The organism is Sphingomonas sp. 2SG (assembly GCF_005503285.1).
Classification (GTDB): domain Bacteria; phylum Pseudomonadota; class Alphaproteobacteria; order Sphingomonadales; family Sphingomonadaceae; genus Sphingomonas; species Sphingomonas taxi.
This window is the reverse complement of record NZ_SCMZ01000067.1, coordinates 1-16,403: the sequence shown is the minus strand read 5'-3', so window position 1 is coordinate 16,403 and position 16,403 is coordinate 1. Positions and strand designations below refer to the sequence as shown.

The 16,403-nt window shown below is 70.9% G+C and carries 17 protein-coding genes; 8 read left to right on the top strand and 9 right to left on the bottom strand.

Going from position 1 to position 16,403, the window contains the following annotated elements; translation table 11 throughout:
* Positions 1-104: 104 nt before the first annotated feature.
* The 3 genes from FFS23_RS18360 to FFS23_RS18350 are packed head-to-tail and all read right to left on the bottom strand — an operon-like array spanning position 105 to position 2,059.
* Positions 105-833 (bottom strand): thioredoxin domain-containing protein, encoded by a 729-nt coding sequence (locus tag FFS23_RS18360; RefSeq protein ID WP_137899732.1) that lies wholly within the window; start codon positions 831-833, stop codon positions 105-107.
* Positions 834-860: 27 nt separating this feature from the next.
* Entirely contained in the window at positions 861-1,526 is a 666-nt protein-coding gene (locus tag FFS23_RS18355; protein ID WP_137899731.1) for a DsbA family protein, read from the bottom strand.
* Between the two features lie 8 nt (positions 1,527-1,534).
* Positions 1,535-2,059, bottom strand: a complete 525-nt coding sequence (locus FFS23_RS18350) for a DUF721 domain-containing protein (protein ID WP_038664925.1) — start codon at positions 2,057-2,059, stop codon at positions 1,535-1,537.
* A 14-nt stretch (positions 2,060-2,073) separates the two neighbouring features.
* Here FFS23_RS18350 and FFS23_RS18345 point away from each other — a divergent pair, with 14 nt between their 5' ends.
* The 3 genes from FFS23_RS18345 to nudC are packed head-to-tail and all read left to right on the top strand — an operon-like array spanning position 2,074 to position 5,317.
* Positions 2,074-3,126, top strand: coding sequence for an A/G-specific adenine glycosylase (locus FFS23_RS18345; protein WP_137899730.1), 1,053 nt, complete (start codon positions 2,074-2,076; stop codon positions 3,124-3,126).
* A complete protein-coding gene (locus FFS23_RS18340; RefSeq protein ID WP_137899729.1) occupies positions 3,123-4,448 on the top strand; it encodes a serine hydrolase domain-containing protein in 1,326 nt (441 codons plus the stop codon). The genes FFS23_RS18345 and FFS23_RS18340 overlap by 4 nt, the downstream gene beginning before the upstream one ends.
* On the top strand, positions 4,445-5,317 hold the full coding sequence (gene nudC, locus FFS23_RS18335) for an NAD(+) diphosphatase (protein WP_038664931.1): 873 nt from the start codon (positions 4,445-4,447) through the stop codon (positions 5,315-5,317). Before FFS23_RS18340 ends, nudC begins: the two co-directional genes overlap by 4 nt.
* Positions 5,318-5,465: 148 nt before the next feature.
* Here the strand turns inward: nudC and FFS23_RS18330 are convergent, their stop codons facing one another.
* Positions 5,466-6,776, bottom strand: coding sequence for a glycoside hydrolase family 130 protein (locus FFS23_RS18330; protein WP_137899728.1), 1,311 nt, complete (start codon positions 6,774-6,776; stop codon positions 5,466-5,468).
* A gap of 98 nt (positions 6,777-6,874) precedes the next feature.
* Complete coding sequence (locus FFS23_RS18325) at positions 6,875-8,335, bottom strand: mannitol dehydrogenase family protein (protein ID WP_249340753.1); 1,461 nt, start codon at positions 8,333-8,335, stop codon at positions 6,875-6,877.
* 113 nt (positions 8,336-8,448) lie between these two features.
* Between FFS23_RS18325 and FFS23_RS18320 the strand changes: the two genes are divergently transcribed.
* The 3 genes from FFS23_RS18320 (at position 8,449) to FFS23_RS18310 (ending at position 12,026) form a co-directional block, all read left to right on the top strand.
* Positions 8,449-9,498 carry a LacI family DNA-binding transcriptional regulator gene (locus tag FFS23_RS18320; RefSeq protein ID WP_137899727.1) on the top strand — a complete coding sequence of 350 codons (1,050 nt, stop codon included), beginning with the start codon at positions 8,449-8,451 and terminating at the stop codon, positions 9,496-9,498.
* 91 nt (positions 9,499-9,589) lie between these two features.
* Complete coding sequence (gene uxaC / locus FFS23_RS18315; RefSeq protein ID WP_137899726.1) at positions 9,590-11,008, top strand: glucuronate isomerase; 1,419 nt, start codon at positions 9,590-9,592, stop codon at positions 11,006-11,008.
* Between the two features lie 10 nt (positions 11,009-11,018).
* Positions 11,019-12,026 (top strand): sugar kinase, encoded by a 1,008-nt coding sequence (locus FFS23_RS18310; protein ID WP_137899725.1) that lies wholly within the window; start codon positions 11,019-11,021, stop codon positions 12,024-12,026.
* On the opposite strand, the gene rarD is transcribed toward FFS23_RS18310, so the two are convergent.
* Entirely contained in the window at positions 12,023-12,910 is an 888-nt protein-coding gene (rarD, locus tag FFS23_RS18305; protein WP_038664946.1) for an EamA family transporter RarD, read from the bottom strand. The genes FFS23_RS18310 and rarD overlap by 4 nt on opposite strands.
* Positions 12,911-13,026: 116 nt before the next feature.
* On the opposite strand from rarD, the gene FFS23_RS18300 reads away from it, so the two are divergent.
* Positions 13,027-13,257, top strand: a complete 231-nt coding sequence (locus FFS23_RS18300) for a hypothetical protein (RefSeq protein WP_137899724.1) — start codon at positions 13,027-13,029, stop codon at positions 13,255-13,257.
* A 218-nt stretch (positions 13,258-13,475) separates the two neighbouring features.
* Here the strand turns inward: FFS23_RS18300 and FFS23_RS18295 are convergent, their stop codons facing one another.
* Complete coding sequence (locus FFS23_RS18295) at positions 13,476-13,943, bottom strand: helix-turn-helix domain-containing protein (RefSeq protein ID WP_245640743.1); 468 nt, start codon at positions 13,941-13,943, stop codon at positions 13,476-13,478.
* 239 nt (positions 13,944-14,182) lie between these two features.
* Here FFS23_RS18295 and FFS23_RS18290 point away from each other — a divergent pair, with 239 nt between their 5' ends.
* A complete protein-coding gene (locus FFS23_RS18290; RefSeq protein ID WP_137899723.1) occupies positions 14,183-14,704 on the top strand; it encodes a gamma carbonic anhydrase family protein in 522 nt (173 codons plus the stop codon).
* 395 nt (positions 14,705-15,099) lie between these two features.
* Here FFS23_RS18290 and FFS23_RS18285 read toward each other — a convergent pair whose 3' ends face one another.
* A complete protein-coding gene (locus FFS23_RS18285; RefSeq protein ID WP_137899722.1) occupies positions 15,100-16,062 on the bottom strand; it encodes an alpha/beta fold hydrolase in 963 nt (320 codons plus the stop codon).
* A gap of 58 nt (positions 16,063-16,120) precedes the next feature.
* Positions 16,121-16,403, bottom strand: a 283-nt coding sequence (locus tag FFS23_RS18280; protein WP_249340752.1) for a Rieske (2Fe-2S) protein, incomplete at its 5' end; no start/stop codon positions are given.

Sequence of the window (16,403 nt, the reverse complement as noted above, 5' to 3'; positions counted from 1 at the left end):
GAGGGGCGCTACGCGCCGGGCATGACCCCTCTGCGTCTCTGCGCCTCTGCGCGCAAAATCCTTCTTCCCGCGTGAACCCACCACTCCGCGCCGCCGCGCGAGATTTAAGCCCCCGCCGCCTTCAGCAACGGCTCAAGCTGGCCCCAGCTCAGCGCGTCGATCTTCTTGCCGTTGAGGATCAGTGTCGGCGTGCCGGTGACGGTGCCGTCGGCGCTCTTGTCCTGCGTCTGCTTGGTCCAGCGGTCGATCTGCTTCATGTCGGCGAGGCAGGCGCGCGCCTTGGCCTCGGGGATGCCGCGCTGCTTGGCGAAGTCGACCAGCCCCATCTGCTCGGCCATGATGCGGATCGCGTCGACCGGCTTGGCGGTCTGCAATTGCTGCTGCATCGGCTGCGGCATCGCCTGCAGCTTGGTGTTGAAGCCCTCCTGCGCCTGATACATCTGCTCGAGGATCGGGAAGAAGGTCGAAGGATCGGTGCAATTGCCGAGCAGCGCCGGCGGCAGATCGGGCGCGCCGTGGACCAGGAACTCGCGATATTCGAAGCTGACCTTGCCGGTCTTCACATATTTGTCGAGCAGCGGCGCGAAGCCTTCGCGCGCGAGCGCGCCGCAGGTCGGGCACAGGCGCGAGCCATATTCGACCAGCTTGATCGGCGCGTTGGGATTGCCGACGATCGTCCCCTCGGCGGTGCGCGCCGCGGTCTCGGTCCAGCTCTGCCCGGCGGGTGCGGCGACCGCCGCGGCGGGGCTGGCGGGTGCGGTCGGCGTTCCCGCCTCCTTTGAGCAGCCGGCCAGTGCCAGCGGGAGGACGAGAAGCGACGCAAGCATTTTCATCGGGTTACGCTCCATATATCTGGCCACTTATTTCGCGCCCTTGGCGCGCAGGACGGGTTCGAGCTTGTCCCAGCCGGCGGGCGGCTGGAGTTCGCCGTTGAGGTAGAAGGTCGGCGTGCTGCGCACCTCGACCGGCGCGTCGCCGGTCATCGCGGTGATCCGCGCCACTTCGGCCTTGTCGGCGAAACAGGCGTTGATCCTCGCCGGCGTCAGCCCGCGCGCGCGCATCGCCGCGGTCAGCCCGGCGGCCTCCATATAGGCGCGCGCCTGGTCGAGCAGCGGCTTGGCGTCGATGTCGGGATGCGCCTGCTGGTACGTGCCCAATTTGGGCAGCCACGTCGCCTGCGTCGCGAAGATCATCGCATGCGCCGCGCCGAAGCCGTGTGGCCCCGCACACCGCGCGAGGATCGCCGCGCCGAGATCGGCCGGATCGCGGATCAGATGGCGATATTCGAGGCTGACCTTGCCCGAGCGGATCATCTGCCCCTTGAGCACCGGTGCGCTCTCATTGGCGAAATCGGCGCAATGCGAACAGGTGTAGCTGCCATATTCGACCAGCTTGATCGGCGCGGCGGGGTTGCCGAAAACATAGGCGCCCTTGGCGGTCGGCCGGGCGACCTGGCTCCAGTCGGTCGCCGGCGCGGCGGCGAGCAGCAAGGCGACGGCGGGAACGAAGCGCAGGCGGTGGGGCATGACAGGGCTCATCCTATCTTGGGGATGCCGCGGGTGGCGTGGACCCCGGCGGCGAGCGATTCGAGCACCGCGCGCAATTCGGGATCGGCGATCGCCTTCAGCCCGTCGCCGATCTCGGCGGGGGCGGGCTTGAGCGCCGTCGGCGCGCTGCGCGGCATCGGCTTGGCGACCTCGCCCTGGCGGATCGTCAGCCGCGCCACCGCGGCATAACCGAAGAAGCGGTTGACCCGCTCGACGATCTCGGGCGCGATATGCTGCATCATCGGCGCATGCGCACCGCGCACGACGATCGTCAGCACGCCCTCGGCCTTCTTGCCCGGCGGGAAGCGCAGCGATTCGGGTGCGGAGGCGGCGGCCCAGCGGGTGCCGACGATCTCCGGCCAGCGCGTCACCAGCGCGCTCTGCACGAAGCCGAATCGCTTGAAGGCGGCGCCATGGATCGCGGGCAGCAATTCGCTGACCGCGCGGGCGCGGTTCTGGCGGGGGGGCTCGACATCGGGGGCGCGGACGCGCTTGCTCATCGGCGGTCCCATGCCATAGCCAAGTCGTGGACGCTACTCGCTCTTATCCCGACCCCGCGGCGATCTCCCCGGCGCTGCTCGTCTGGTACGATCGCCATCGCCGCGCCTTGCCATGGCGCGCGCTGCCCGGCGCAACGCCCGATCCCTATCGCGTCTGGCTGTCGGAGGTGATGCTGCAGCAGACGACGGTCGCCGCGGTGCGGCCGCGATTCGCGGCGTGGGTGGCGCGCTGGCCCGATTTCGCCAGCCTCGCCGCCGCCGACGATGCCGAGGTCATGGCCGCCTGGGCGGGACTCGGTTATTATGCCCGCGCGCGCAATCTGGTCGCCGCGGCGAAGGCGGTGGTCGCCGATCACGGCGGCGTCTTCCCGCAGGACGAGGCGGTGTTGCGCACGCTGCCGGGACTCGGCGCCTATACCGCCGCGGCGGTGGCGGCGATCGCCTTCGGCAAGCGCGCGGTGGTGGTCGATGCCAATGTCGAGCGCGTCGTCGCGCGGCTGTTCGCGATCCGCACGCCTTTGCCCGGCGCTCGCGTCGCGATCCGCGCCGCCGCCGACCGGATCACCCCCGACGACCGCGCCGGCGACTTCGCGCAGGCGATGATGGACCTCGGCTCGGGCATCTGCACGCCGAAGGCACCATCCTGCCTGCTCTGCCCGCTCGAACCGGAATGTCTCGGCGTGCGCGAGGGCGCGCCCGAGGCGCTGCCGGTCAAGGCGAAGAAGAAGGCCAAGCCGCAACGCCATGGCACGATCTTCTGGGTCGAACGTGACGGCAGCGTGCTGCTCGTCACCCGGCCGGACAGGGGATTGCTCGGCGGGATGCGCGCGCTGCCGACCGGCCCGTGGGTCGAGGCGCCGCCGGGTCTCGCCGATGCGCCGCTCGCCGCCGACTGGGAGATGCGCAACGCGACGGTGGCGCATGGCTTCACCCATTTCGACCTGCAACTGGCGCTTGCCGTCGCCGGGACGGACGCGCATCAGGCGGGCGAATGGTGGCCGATCGCGGAGCTCGACCGCGCCGGCCTGCCGACGGTGTTCGCCAAGGCCGCGGCGGCGGTGCTGAGGAGAGACGGATGAAGCGCAACATGATCGCCGGACTGGCCCTCGTCGCCTTGGCCACCACCGCCGCGATCGGCGGGAAGGCGCTGCAACCGCCCGCCCCGACGACGCAGACCGCCGCGCTGCCGCAGACGCAGGCGCTGTTCGATGCTTATGTCCGCGACGGCAAGATGCCCGGCATCGTCGCGGCGTTCGGCGTCGGCGACCGGCCGACTTGGTTCGTCCAGGCGGGCCGGCTCTCGACCGAGGCGGAGGCCGCGCCGGCGACGCCGGACAGCCTGTGGCGGGTCTATTCGATGACCAAGCCGGTCACCGCGATGGCGGCGATGATCCTGATCGAGGAGGGCAAGATCGGCCTCGACGACCCCGTTGCCAAATATATCCCCGCCTTCGCGACGATGAGGGTCGCGACCAGCCCGGAGACGAGCCTCGCCAGCGTGCCCGCGGAACGGCCGATCACGATCCGCATGTTGCTGACGCACACTTCGGGCCTCACCTACAACATCATCGCCAAAGGCGCGCTGCTCAAGGAATATGAACGGCTCGGCATCCTCCCCGCCGAGGTCAGCGCCAGCGTCGAACCGGCGATGCGCCGCACCCGCGCGCCGACGCTCGCCGCATTCGCCGACCGGGTCGCGCAGGCGCCGCTGATCGCGCAGCCGGGGACGGCGTGGAATTATTCGGTCGGCCTCGACGTCATGGGCCGGGTGATCGAGGTCGCCGGCGGCATGCCGTTCGACCGCTTCGTCGACACGCGCATTTTCGCGCCGCTGCGGATGACGTCGAGCTTCTGGACGGTGCCGCGGTCGCAGGCACGCCGGCTCGCGACCAATTATGCCTTCACCGGCGATGCGCTGGTGCCGCTCGATCCCGCCGCGACCTCGGTCTATCTCCAGCCGCCGAGCTTCCCCTATGGCGGCGCCGGGCTGGTGATGTCGGCGCGCGACTATGATCGTTTCCTCCACATGCTCGCCGACGAAGGCACGCTCGACGGCGTGCGGATCATGAAGCCCGAGACGGTACGGCTCGCCATGTCCAACCTGCTCCCCGCCGGCGTGACCTTCGGCGGGGTCGGCGGCGCGACCGGTGGCGCGACCGCGCGGGCAACGCCGATGGGCTATGGCGCGGGCGGCTCGGTCTATCTCGCCGACGGGCCGGGCGGCATGCCGTCGAAGGGCACCTATGGCTGGGGCGGCGCCGCGGGCACGGTCGCCTTCGTCGATCCCGTGAAGAAGGTACGTGGTACGATCATGGTCAATTACTTCCCTGCCGATCGCTGGCCGCTGCGCCAGCAGGCGGTCGCCGCCTTCGCCGCCGACATGGCACGGTATCGCCGATGACCCCCGGCTTCACCGGCGGCACGCTCGACCGTGCCGATGCGCTGCGCCACGATCCCGTCGCGCTCGCCGCCAAGCTCGACGGCAACGCCCGCGTGCTCGCGCTCGACGGGCTGATGCCGGAGGTCACCGCCGACGGCCTGCTCGCCTGGACCTCGCTCGCCGCGGTGCCCGAGGGGGCGGAGACGATCCTGCTCGGTCTCGACGGCGCCGGCCGCGCGCATGTCGTCGTCGTCCCGCCCGCGGGGACCGAGGGGACCGCGCCGGCGATGCGCTCGCCGGCGTTGATGGCGGTGCTCGCCGCGTTGCAGCCCGGCGAGGCGGCGACCTATGCCGCGGCGCGCAGCCTGCTCGACTGGCACGCCCGCCACCGCTTCTGCGCGCGCTGCGGATCGACCACGCATCCGTTCCGCGCCGGCTGGGGGCGGCAATGCGACGCCTGCGGCACCGAACATTTCCCGCGCGTCGACCCCGTCGTCATCATGATCGCCGAACATGACGGCCGCGCCCTGCTCGGCCGCGGCAAGGGCTGGCCGGAGGGCCGCTATTCGGCGCTCGCCGGTTTCCTCGAACCCGCCGAATCGATCGAGGAGGCGGTCGCCCGCGAGATCCACGAGGAAGCCGGCGTCCGCGTCGGCAACGTCCGCTACGTCGCCAGCCAGCCCTGGCCTTTCCCCTCGTCGCTGATGATCGCCTGTATCGGCGAGGCGGAGGACGATGCGATCACGCTCGACACCAACGAGCTGGAGGATGCGATGTGGGTCCCGCGCGACATGGTCCGCGCGGTGCTCGCCGGCGAGCCCGGCCCGTTCCTGCCGCCGCCGCCGTACGCGATCGCGCACACGCTGCTGACGGTGTGGGCCAACTCTTAAATCCTCCCCCGCCAGGGGGAGGTGGCAGCGCGACGCGCTGACGGAGGGGGAGGAAAGGATGGGAGCCAGGTGCTCGAGCGTCTCCCCGTCCTCCCCCTCCGTCACGCCTTTGGCGCGCCACGTCCCCCTGGCGGGGGAGGATTTGGACTCACCGCATCGCCGCGACCAGTTCGTCGAGCGAGGCGATCGCGAAGCTCGTCATGTCGTCGGCGAGCGCATAGGGCAGCAGCAGCGTCCGCCCGCGCACCAGCGCGCCGCATGAATAGACGACGTTGGGCACATAGCCGTCCCACGTCTCGCCGTCCGGCGCGATCAGCGGTTCGGGCAGCCGCCCCAGCACCTTGGTCGGATCGTCGCGGTCGAGCAGCGCGGCGCCGATACAATAGCTGCGCACCATGCCCACGCCATGGGTCAGCACCAGCCAGCCCTCTTCGATCTCGATCGGCGAGCCGCAATTGCCGATCTGGATGAACTCCCACGGATATTCCGGCGTCATGATCCGCACCGGATCGGGCCAGGCGAGCGGCGTGTCGCTCTTGGCGAACCACAGATTCTCGTTGTCGTGGCGGAACAGCGCGGCGAACTGGCCGTCGATCTTGCGCGGGAACAGCGCCATGCCCTTGCCGCTCGCCACCGCGCCGTCGACGGGGTGCATGTGGAACAGGCGGAAATCGTCGGTCTGCAACACCTCCTGCCGCGCGCCCTGGCCGCCGACCGCGGTATAGGTGCCGATATAGGTCTCGCGCCCGTCCTCGTCGCAGAAATGGGCGAGGCGCAGATCCTCGATGCCGCGGTTCTGGCTCTCGACGACCGGGAACAGCACCGTCTCCGACGGCTCGCGCGCATCGCGGCAATTGAGCTGGACGAGCGCCTTGGCGCCGATCTCGCGGACCAGTTCGATCGACGGCTCCTCGATCACCGGCGGCACGCCCTGCCGGCTGGGCGTGTCGATAACGAGGTCGTCGTCCGCCGGACCCCAGGTGCCGGTGCGGAAGGTGACCGACGACAGATGCCCCTCGCCGATGCCGCGCAGCGACAGCACGAAGCGGATCGCGCCCTCGGCGCAGCCGCTCTGGTCGGGATGCGGCACGATGCTCGGGTTGAACAGCGCCGCCGCCTCGAACGAATATTCGGCGCTGAAATAGGCGCCGACCAGCATCCTGCGCGATTCCGACAGTCCGGCATCGAGCTTCAGCGGCTCGGCGACCTCGTCGAAGCGGCGCAGCAACAGTCCGGGGATCTCGCGATGCCGCGATCCCAGCCCCTCGACGACGACCGCGACCAGCTCCTCGATCTCCGCATCGGACATCGCCAGCATCCGCTCGACGATCCGGTCGCCGCGCGGCGCCCCCTCGACGCGGAACGGATCGGGATCCTCGGGCAGGAACGGGCGGATGACGGTGCGCTTGGGATCGGGGAGCAGCGTCGGTTCGAGATGACGCACGAAGGAAGCGGCCAAGGGGGACCCTCCGGATGGAGTTGCGCCGGCGGCTGCCGGCTTCTCGCATCAGACGCGCGAAGCCGAAGCCCGGGTCCATTCATACTAGCGGCTTTGCGTTAGGAATCATTGCCGGTCAGCAGCGCGTCCCAGCGCCGCGCATGCGCTGCGGTCGCCGCCGCCGCGATCGCGGCGAGCAGCGGCGGATCGCCGGCGACCTGCGGCGGCAGGCCGAGCCCCGCCTCGGCGAGGCGGGCCACCACCGTCGCCGGATCGGCATCGCGCGCCGCGGCGGCGAGCTGCGCGCCGGCGGGATCGGCGATAGCGACCCCTGCTTGCGCGCGCACGATCAGGAACGCGACCCAGCCGCCCAGCGCTGCGACGACATGCGCCGGCATCCGTCCGTCCGCGCGATGCGCGGCGAGCGTGTCGCCGAGGCGATAGGGCAGCTTCTGCGATCCGTCGGTGGCGATCTGGTCGAGCCGGTGGACGATCGCCGTATTGCGGAACCGCGCCAGCACCGCGCGGCGATAGGCGTCGAGGTCGAGCCCCGCCACCGCCGGCAGCATCGGCACGATGTCGCGCCGGATCATCGCGTCGACGAAGCCGGCGAGCGCGGCATCGGCCATCGCCTCGGCGACGCTGGCATGGCCGCGCAGCAGCCCGAGATAGGCGAGCGTCGAATGCGCGCCGTTGAGGATGCGCAACTTGGCTTTCTCGTAACCGGCGACATCGCCGGTCAGCGTCGCGCCCGCGCCGACGAGGTCGGGGCCGAGCGGCACGCCGACATCCTCGATCACCCATTGCGCGAACCGCTCGCGCTGGACGGCGGCGCGATCCTCCAGCCCGATCGTCGCCGCGACCGCCGCATACAGCGCCTCGTCCGACGCGGGGGTGATCGAATCGACCATCGTCGACGGCACCCGCACCTCGCCCGCGATCCAGTCGGCGAGGCCCGCATCGCCGACCCGCGCGAAGGCGACCAGCGCCGCATGCAGCTTGGCGCCGTTGCTGGCGAGATTGTCGCACGGCATCGGCACGAACGGCCGCAGCCCCGCCTCGCGTCGCGCGGCGAGCCCGGCGACGATCCAGCCAATCACGCTGCGCGGCACCGCGGCGCCGGCGAGATCGTGGACGATATCGGTATGGCCGAGGTCGAGCGTGCCGTCGCCGGCGAGGCAATAGCCCTTTTCGGTCACCGTCGTCGTCACCAGCGTCACCGCCGGATCGGCGAGCAGCGCATGCGTCTCCGCCGCAGCATCGGGGGCGAGGAAGCGGCGATGCGCACCGATCACCCGCATCGCCGGCTCGGCGTCGCGGATCGCCAGCGTGTACAGGCCGTCCTGCTGCTCCAGCGCCTCGACCGTGCCGCGGCTGCGCATCGACACCGCCGCGATTCCCCAGCGCGGATCGTGCTGCAACACCGTGTCGATATAGGCCGCCTGATGCGCGCGGTGGAAGGCGCCGGGGCCGAAATGGACGATACCGACCCCGGAACCGACCTCGCGCAGCGGCCGGCCGATCGGACCGGAAGCGGCGGCGGGCAGCCGGTCGAGCATGCTGCGGGTCAATCGGGTCACTAGCGTCGTCCCTCGGTGGTGCGGATCGGTGTCTTGCCGCTGTGCGCGGTGGTTGTCTACCGGTGTCATCAGCGCGCTGGCGGAGCCGCGGGTGGGCGGCTATCGTCGTCGTCATGCGCATCTCAGGCCAGCCGACGATCAACGACGTGGCCCGGATCGCCGGCGTATCGAAGAAGACGGTGAGCCGCGTCATCAACCGCTCGCCGCTGCTCCACGCCGAGACCCGCGCGCGGGTCGAGCAAGTGATCGGCGACCTCGGCTATATCCCCAATCCGCAGGCACGCGCGCTGGCGTTGCGCCGCAACTTCCTGATCGGCCTCGTCCACGACAATCCCAATGCGCAGACGGTGATGAACGTCCAGCACGGCCTGCTCGCGGGCCTGCGCGGCACCGAATTCGAACTGGTCGTCCGTCCGGTCGATCGCGCCTCGCCGACGATGCTCGACGATCTGCGCCATTTCCTCGAACGCCAGCGCCTGTTCGGGGTGCTGCTGATGCCGCCGATCAGCGAGGACGACGGCGTCGCCCGGCTCTGCGCGGCGATCGGCTGCCGCTACGTGCGGATGGGCTCGGCGATGCTCGACGCGCCCGCGCAGATGGTCGCCTCCGACGATCGCTCCGCGGTGCACGAGGCCGCCGCCCATCTGGTCGCGCGCGGCCACCGCCGCATCGGTTTCGTCGGCGGCCCCGCGGGGTTCCGCTCGGCGCACGAACGCCGCGCCGGCTTCGACGCCGCGCTCGCCGCCGCGGGCCTCGATCTGCCCGACGATCTCGTCGCCGCGGGCCAATATACGTTCGAATCGGGGCTGGCGGCGGCCGAACGCCTGCTCGACGCGGACCCGCGCCCAACCGCGATCTTCGCCGCCAACGACGAAATGGCCGCCGGCGTCCTCCACGCCGCGCGCCGCCGAGGCCTCGTCGTCCCCGACGATCTGTCGATCATCGGCTTCGACGACACCCCGATCGCCGCCCACCTCTGGCCGCCGCTGACGACGGTCCACTGGCCGAGCACCGCAATGGCGCACGCCGCCGCCCGCAAGCTGATCGCCGGGGACGACGAGCAGCCGGCGCATTTCCCCTCGACCCTCATCCACCGCGCCTCGGTCGCCGCGCCGCCGGCCATTCCTCCCCCGCCAGGGGGAGGTGGCAGCGCACAGCGCTGACGGAGGGGAGGACGGCCGAGCCCTCACCCGAACCACGGTTGCACCCCATCCTGACACCGGTTACCACCCGCGCAACGCGAGAGGACAGCGCATGACCCGCAGCCTGGAATTGCACCCCGACCGGCTCTTCCCCGCCGACCCGACGACGCGCGGCATCGCGCGCACGCTCTATGCGGAAATCGCCGATCTCCCGATCGTCAGCCCGCACGGCCATACCGACCCGATCTGGTTCGCCGACGACCGGCCATGGACCGACGCGACGACGCTGCTGCTCGCCCCCGACCATTATCTGTTCCGCATGCTCTACAGCCAGGGCATCGACCTCGACGCGCTGGCGATCCCGCGTGCTGACGGCACGGCGACCGCCGACCGCCGCGCCGCGTGGCGGCTGCTCGCCGATCATTATCATCTGTTCCGCGGCACGCCGTCGCGGATGTGGCTCGACCACGTCTTCGCCGACGTGTTCGGCATGACCGTCGCCTTCGAGCCCGCCACTGCCGATCTCTATTACGATGCGATCGCCGAGAGACTGGCGACCGACGCCTTCCGCCCGCGCGCGCTGTTCGACCGGTTCCGCATCGACTTCCTCGCCACCACCGAGGGCGCGCACGACAGCCTCGACGCGCACCACCGCATCCGCGCGAGCGGCTGGACCGGCCGCGTCGTCACCACCTACCGCCCCGACGGCGTCATCGACGTCGAGCACGAGCAATTCGCCGGTGCGCTGCGCCGCTTCGGCGAACTGACCGGCGAGGACGTCTACAGCTGGCAGGGCTATCTCGCCGCGCACCGCAAGCGCCGCGCCGACTTCCGCGCCGCCGGTGCCACCGCCACCGACCACGGCCACCCCACCGCCGCCACCGCCAACCTCTCCGCCGCGGAATGCGAGGCGCTGTTCGCGCGCATCACCGGCGGCGGCTGGACCCCCGCCGACGCCGAGCTGTTCCGCGCGCAAATGCTCACCGAGATGGCGGGGATGAGCGTCGAGGACGGCATGGTGATGCAGATCCATCCCGGCAGCGTCCGCAACCACAATGCCGGCCTGTTCGCCAGTCACGGCCGCGACAAGGGCGCCGACATTCCCGGCCGCACCGATTACGTCCATGCGCTCAAGCCGCTGCTCGACCGGTTCGGCACCTCGACCGACCTATCGATCATCCTCTTCACGCTCGACGAGAGCGTCTACGCCCGCGAGCTGGCGCCGCTCGCCGGCCATTATCCCTGCCTCAAGCTCGGCCCCGCCTGGTGGTTCCACGACAGCCCCGAAGGCATGCGCCGCTTCCGCGAGATGACCACCGAGACTGCGGGCTTCTACAACACCGTCGGCTTCAACGACGACACCCGCGCCTTCCTGTCGATCCCGGCGCGGCACGACGTCGCGCGGCGGATCGACTGCGGCTTCCTCGCCCGCCTCGTCGCCGAGCATCGCCTCGCCGACTGGGAGGCGGCGGAGCTGGCGCAGGAGCTGACCAGCGGCCTCGTCCGCCGCGCCTATCGCATCGATCGCTGAGGAGGCGCGCATGACATTCCTGGCATTCGGCGAGATCATGCTGCGCCTGTCGCCCCCGGGCCGCGAATTGCTGTTGCAGACGCCCAAGTTCGACGTCTGGGTCGCCGGCGCCGAGGCGAATGTCGCCACTGCGCTCGCCCGGCTCGACCATGACGTCGCGCTCGCCAGCATCGTCCCCGACAACGACCTCGGCCGCTCGGCGATCGCGACGCTGCGCGGCCACGGCGTCGACACCCGCCGGATCGCGCGCTCCGGCGAGCGGATGGGTCTCTATTTCGTCACCTCGGGCGCCGGCCTGCGCGCCACCGAGGTGATCTACGACCGCGCTTATTCCAGCTTCGCGGCGGCGCCGGTGTCGGCATGGGACTGGGACGCGCTGCTCGATGGTGTCGACTGGTTCCACCTCTCCGGCATCACCCCTGCGCTCGGCCCGGTGCCGGCGGAGAGCGCGATCGCCGCCGTCCGCGCCGCCGCCGCGCGCGGCATCCCGATCTCGTTCGACGGCAATTACCGCGCCAAATTGTGGGAGCGCTGGGACGGCGATCCCCGCGCCATCCTGACGCAACTGGTCGAGCATGCCGACCTCCTCTTCGGCAACCACCGCGACATCGCGCTGCTGCTCGACCGGGACTTCGCGGGCCATGACGGCGAGGATCGCCGCCGCGACGCCGCCGAGGCCGCCTTCGCCGCTTTTCCCAAATTGCGCACGATCGCCTCGACCGCGCGCCATGTCGAGAACGTCGACCTCCACCGCATCTCGGCGCGCGTCGACACCCGCGACGGCCACGCCCAGACCGGGGAGGTGACGCTCGCCGGCATCGTCGACCGGATCGGCGGCGGCGACGCCTTCGCCAGCGGCGTGCTGCACGCGCTGCGCCGCGGCGGCGACATCGGTGCCGCGGCGGCGACCGGCCTCGCGCTCACCGCGCTCAAACATTCGCTGCCCGGCGACGCCGCGCTGTTCCGCCAGGCCGATATCGACGCCTATCTCGCCGGCGGCCTCGACGTCCGCCGCTAGGCGGGCAGCGCTCGCGCCGCGCGGATGCTGCTCCACGCATACAGGCCGCAGCCGAGCCAGATCAGCGCGAAGGTGGCGAGCTGCGTCGCGCGGACCGGCTCGCGATAGACCAGCACCGCCAGCAGGAATTGCAACGTCGGCGCGATGAACTGGAGCAGCCCGACCGTCGTGTAGCGCAGCCGCCGCGCGCCCGCGGCGAACAGCAGCAGCGGCGCCGCGGTCACCGGCCCGGCGAGCACCAGCAGCAGGTCGAGCGTCCGGTCGTGCCCGAACGCCGCCGTGCCGCCCTGGTTCGCCTGCACCAGCACGACGAGCGCGAACGGCGCGAGGATCAGCGTCTCCATCGTCAGCCCGCCGAGCGCGTCGATCGCCGCCACCTTGCGGATCAGCCCGTAGAAGCCGAAGCTCAGCGCCAGCACCAGCGACACCCACAAGGCCCCGCCGCCGCCCGCGGCGAAGATCGCGACGCCCAGCGCCGCCACGCCCACCGCCGCCACCTGCAACCGGTTGAGCCGCTCGCCGAGCAGCAGCATGCCGAGCGCGACGTTGAGCAGCGGGTTGATGAAATAGCCGAGGCTCGCCTCCACCAGATGCGCGTTGGTCACCGACCAGATATAGACGAACCAGTTGATCCCGATCAGCGCCGCGCTCGCCACCAGCATCGCCAGCACCCGCCCGCGCGCCGCCGCGACCAGCGGCCGCAGCCGCCGCGTCGCCGCGACGATCGCGAGCAGCAGCAGCAGCGACCACAGGATGCGGTTGGCCAGCACCTGCGCCGGCGGCACCGCGGTCAGCAGATGCAGGTACAGGGGCAGCAGCCCCCACAGGGTATAGGCGCCGATGCCGTAGAACAGGCCCGCGCGCGCGTCGGAGGAATGCGCCATGCGCCCTCCCTGCGACGCCCGTTGCGGCAACGCAACAAAGCCGTGCTTGGTGGTGGCGCTGCCGCGCCTTGCCCCGGCGCTTTTCCTCGCCGGCGCAGCCGGCTAGGGCGGGCGGCATGACCAGCGCCATGCTCCACGACCTGTTCCTCTCGACGCTGGTGAAGCTGGCCGGCGGCAACCGTCGCCGCTGGCGCCTGGTGCTCGGCGAGATCCGCCTCTACGACCCGGCGACGCATCCGCATTGCAACTGGTCGGTGACGCCGACCGGCGCGGCCGGCGAGAACGACACGATCGAACGCATCGCCGACGACCTCCGCCTCCGCTACCCGATCGTCATCGCGGGATAAGGGGGCGGTCCGGAACGCCCGGTGATCCGGAGCGAGCGTCCCCAACTGGCGCCCTGCTCCTGCGAACGTTCCGCGACACTCCACCAGTGCTCCTGCGAACGCAGGAGCCCAGGAGTCGCGAACGCCATCAGCCGTGATTCTGCTTGGCCCTGGGTTCCTGCTTTCGCAGGAACACTGTGCTGCTCCGATATCACCGCGGAGACAGCTACACGCGCTGGTTACCGCTGTTCGATCCCGCGCAGCGGCAGCGCGGCGATCTCGCCGAGCCAGGTGCGGATCGTCGTGCGGCCCTGCGGGCTCAGCGCCAGCATCGTCACGCGGCGGTCGCTGACGTCGTCGCTGCCGTCGACCAGTCCGCGGTCCTGCAGCAGCTTGATCCAGCGCAGCGCGGTGGTGCGCGGCACGCCGGCGGCGGCGCAGCAGGCGTTGGTCGTCACCGTCGCGCCGTTGATACCCTCGGCGAACAGGAACAGCATGATGTCGAGCCCCGGATTGGCGAACAGCGAGGCTTCCAGATGCGTGCCGAGCTTGCGGCGCGCGGCGGCGATGCTCGACGCCAGCGACGCAAGCGCGGCGGCCTCGGGATCCTGTCCGTCGATCACCGGCGGCACCGGCAGGCCGGCGAACGTCTTGCTAGCGGCGTCCGAACCCGAAAAAGTGAAATCGTCGCGTAACCCGGCACCCATCGTGTTCGTCGCTCCCGTAGACGCAGCAGGGCATAACCCGCGCAATTCCGAAATCAAGCCGCTACGTCGCTGTCCGGCCCGGCGGCCGCCACCCTTGGCGATCCGTCCCGTACGACTCGTACTGCTAACGCTACCAGAGGCCGCTGTCACGGCCTTGCTGGACTGGACGCGGGCGATGATGTGCCATTATCGCATCGGGCACAAGCCGTGTCGCACCGACCGCGGCGGGGAGGCGATCGATGGCCTGTTACGCATTGGGTGACGTCGCACCGCAGCTGGGCGAGGCGGCCTATGTCGCGCCGGGGGCGCAGGTGATCGGCCGGGTCGTGCTCGGCGCCCGCGCCTCGGTGTGGTTCGGCGCGGTGCTGCGCGGCGACAACGACCCGATCACCGTCGGCGACGAGAGCAATATCCAGGACGGCGCGATGATCCATGCCGATCCCGGCGTACCGACGACGATCGGTCGCGAGGTCACCGTCGGCCACCACGCCATCGTCCACGGCGCCAGCGTCGGCGACCGCAGCCTGATCGGGATGGGCGCGACCTTGCTCAACCGCGCGGTGATCGGCGCGGATTCGATCGTCGGCGCCAACGCCCTGGTCACCGAGGGCAAGGTCTTCCCCGACGGATCGCTGATCGTCGGCGCACCCGCCCGCCTCGTCCGCCCGCTGACCGCGGCGGAGATCGCCGGCCTGCGCCTGTCCGCCGCGACTTATGTCGCCAACGCCCGCCGCTACGCTGCGGAACTGACCCCGGTGTGATGCCGCGGCGGCGTCGGCGCTGTCCTACACGAAACGGCGCATGCTAGGCTTCGCCCGCTCTTTCTCACCGTCGAGTCGCATCGCCTGCCGGGTCGACGGCTGCCTCCCATCCGGCTTCTGCAAACGCGCGACCTTCCCAAGCCTCTCCAGTGCTCCCGCGAAGGCGGGAGCCCAGGGTTCCGGACGCCGTCAGCTGTTGTTCTGCATGACCCTGGGTTCCTGCGCCCGCAGGAACACGGAAGGTTTAGCGTCCGAGCGAACTCTGCAAAACGCCTCACCTTGGCGGGAGTACGGACGATGGCGCTCAGCCCGGCCCCGCACATCACCACAAAAACGGAAACGATGATCCACGATCGTTTCCGTTCAGGTGTTCATCTTGTCCACGTTGCCCCAATTCAGCCACAATTGGCGGAGGCCTCGCGCACGAACCGGGCGGTCGCCTCCGGCGCGGTGATCGGGATCATATGGCCACCCGGCACGATCGCGATCCGCGCGCCCGGAATGATCGCCGCGGTGCGCTCGCCATGGCGGACCGAGTCGAGGATCGCGTCGTCGCGGCCGAACAGGATCGCGGTCGGTACCGTCAGCGACGGATAGTGCGCCGCGATCCCCTCGATCTCCTGCGCCGCGGCGGCGAGGTCGGCGGCGGCGGCGGCGATATTGGCGGGTCGCTGCGACAAGACGCCGCCGCCGCGGGTGACGAAGTCGGCGGGCGGCGCCTCCGGCGCGAACACCGCCGCCAGCGTCCGCTCGGCGGTCAGTCGGCTGAGCGGCGTCGCGATCGTCTGCGCGAACAGCCGGCGCACCCCCGGCGGGATCGCCGCCAGTCCCTTGAACGCCTCGGGGACGTCGTCCTGCGGCTGGGTGAGCGGGGCGATCAGCGCGAGGCCACGGACCAGTTCGGGCCGCTGGATGGCGAGCGACAGCGCCAGCGCACCGCCCAGCGAATGGCCGACGACCAGCGGCCGCTCGATGCCGAGCAGGTCGATGAACCGGCCGAGGATCGCCGCCTGTGCGGCGATGCCGGGCTCGCCCCCGTCGTCGGCGACCGAATAGCCCGAACCCGGCCGGTCGACCAGGATGACGCGATGGTCGGCGGCCAGCGGCGCGAGCATGCCGTAGCTGAAGTTGCGCATTTGCCCGCCGAGGCCGTGGACCATGACGATCGCCGGCCCGCTGCCGCGGTCGACGTAATGGAGCCGGGCGCCCTCGACCTGAAGGTGGCGGCCGTCCTGCGGCACCAGCCGCTCCGCCGCGCGTGCCACCCGCTCGGAATAGAGCGACAGGCCGATCCCGCCCGCGCCGAGCGCCGACGCCCCGATCAAACCCGCCAGGCTCCAGCGTGTCCCGCCGATCATCTCAGTGCCTCCTCAACCCCCGCGCCAGCGGCGGAGTGTAGCAGCGGCGGGCGATTTGTCAGGCGGTCGTGACGACCCCGTCGACCACCGCGACCGGCCACGCGCCGAGCCGCTGGCCGAGGCACGGGCCGCCGACGCACAGCCCCTCGTCGAGCGTGAACAGCGCGCCGTGCCAGCTGCACGCGATCAGATCGCCGGCGGGGGTCAGATAATCGTCCAGCGTCTGCGCCAGCGGCACGCCGGCATGCGGGCAGCGGTCGACATAGCCGACGACGCCGTCGCCGCGGCGGACGACGAAGCCGTGGAAGCGCCCGGCGCGCATCTGGAGCACGAAGTTGCGC

Coding starts and splice junctions, on each gene's coding strand:
- FFS23_RS18295 (WP_245640743.1), bottom strand. CDS start 13,943: ATGGGTGCCGGGTTACGCGACGATTTCACTTTTTCGGGTTCGGACGCC.
- uxaC (WP_137899726.1), top strand. CDS start 9,590: ATGACCCGCAGCCTGGAATTGCACCCCGACCGGCTCTTCCCCGCCGAC.
- rarD (WP_038664946.1), bottom strand. CDS start 12,910: ATGGCGCATTCCTCCGACGCGCGCGCGGGCCTGTTCTACGGCATCGGC.
- nudC (WP_038664931.1), top strand. CDS start 4,445: ATGACCCCCGGCTTCACCGGCGGCACGCTCGACCGTGCCGATGCGCTG.
- FFS23_RS18290 (WP_137899723.1), top strand. CDS start 14,183: ATGGCCTGTTACGCATTGGGTGACGTCGCACCGCAGCTGGGCGAGGCG.
- FFS23_RS18310 (WP_137899725.1), top strand. CDS start 11,019: ATGACATTCCTGGCATTCGGCGAGATCATGCTGCGCCTGTCGCCCCCG.
- FFS23_RS18350 (WP_038664925.1), bottom strand. CDS start 2,059: ATGGGACCGCCGATGAGCAAGCGCGTCCGCGCCCCCGATGTCGAGCCC.
- FFS23_RS18300 (WP_137899724.1), top strand. CDS start 13,027: ATGACCAGCGCCATGCTCCACGACCTGTTCCTCTCGACGCTGGTGAAG.
- FFS23_RS18320 (WP_137899727.1), top strand. CDS start 8,449: ATGCGCATCTCAGGCCAGCCGACGATCAACGACGTGGCCCGGATCGCC.
- FFS23_RS18340 (WP_137899729.1), top strand. CDS start 3,123: ATGAAGCGCAACATGATCGCCGGACTGGCCCTCGTCGCCTTGGCCACC.
- FFS23_RS18355 (WP_137899731.1), bottom strand. CDS start 1,526: ATGCCCCACCGCCTGCGCTTCGTTCCCGCCGTCGCCTTGCTGCTCGCC.
- FFS23_RS18360 (WP_137899732.1), bottom strand. CDS start 833: ATGAAAATGCTTGCGTCGCTTCTCGTCCTCCCGCTGGCACTGGCCGGC.
- FFS23_RS18285 (WP_137899722.1), bottom strand. CDS start 16,062: ATGATCGGCGGGACACGCTGGAGCCTGGCGGGTTTGATCGGGGCGTCG.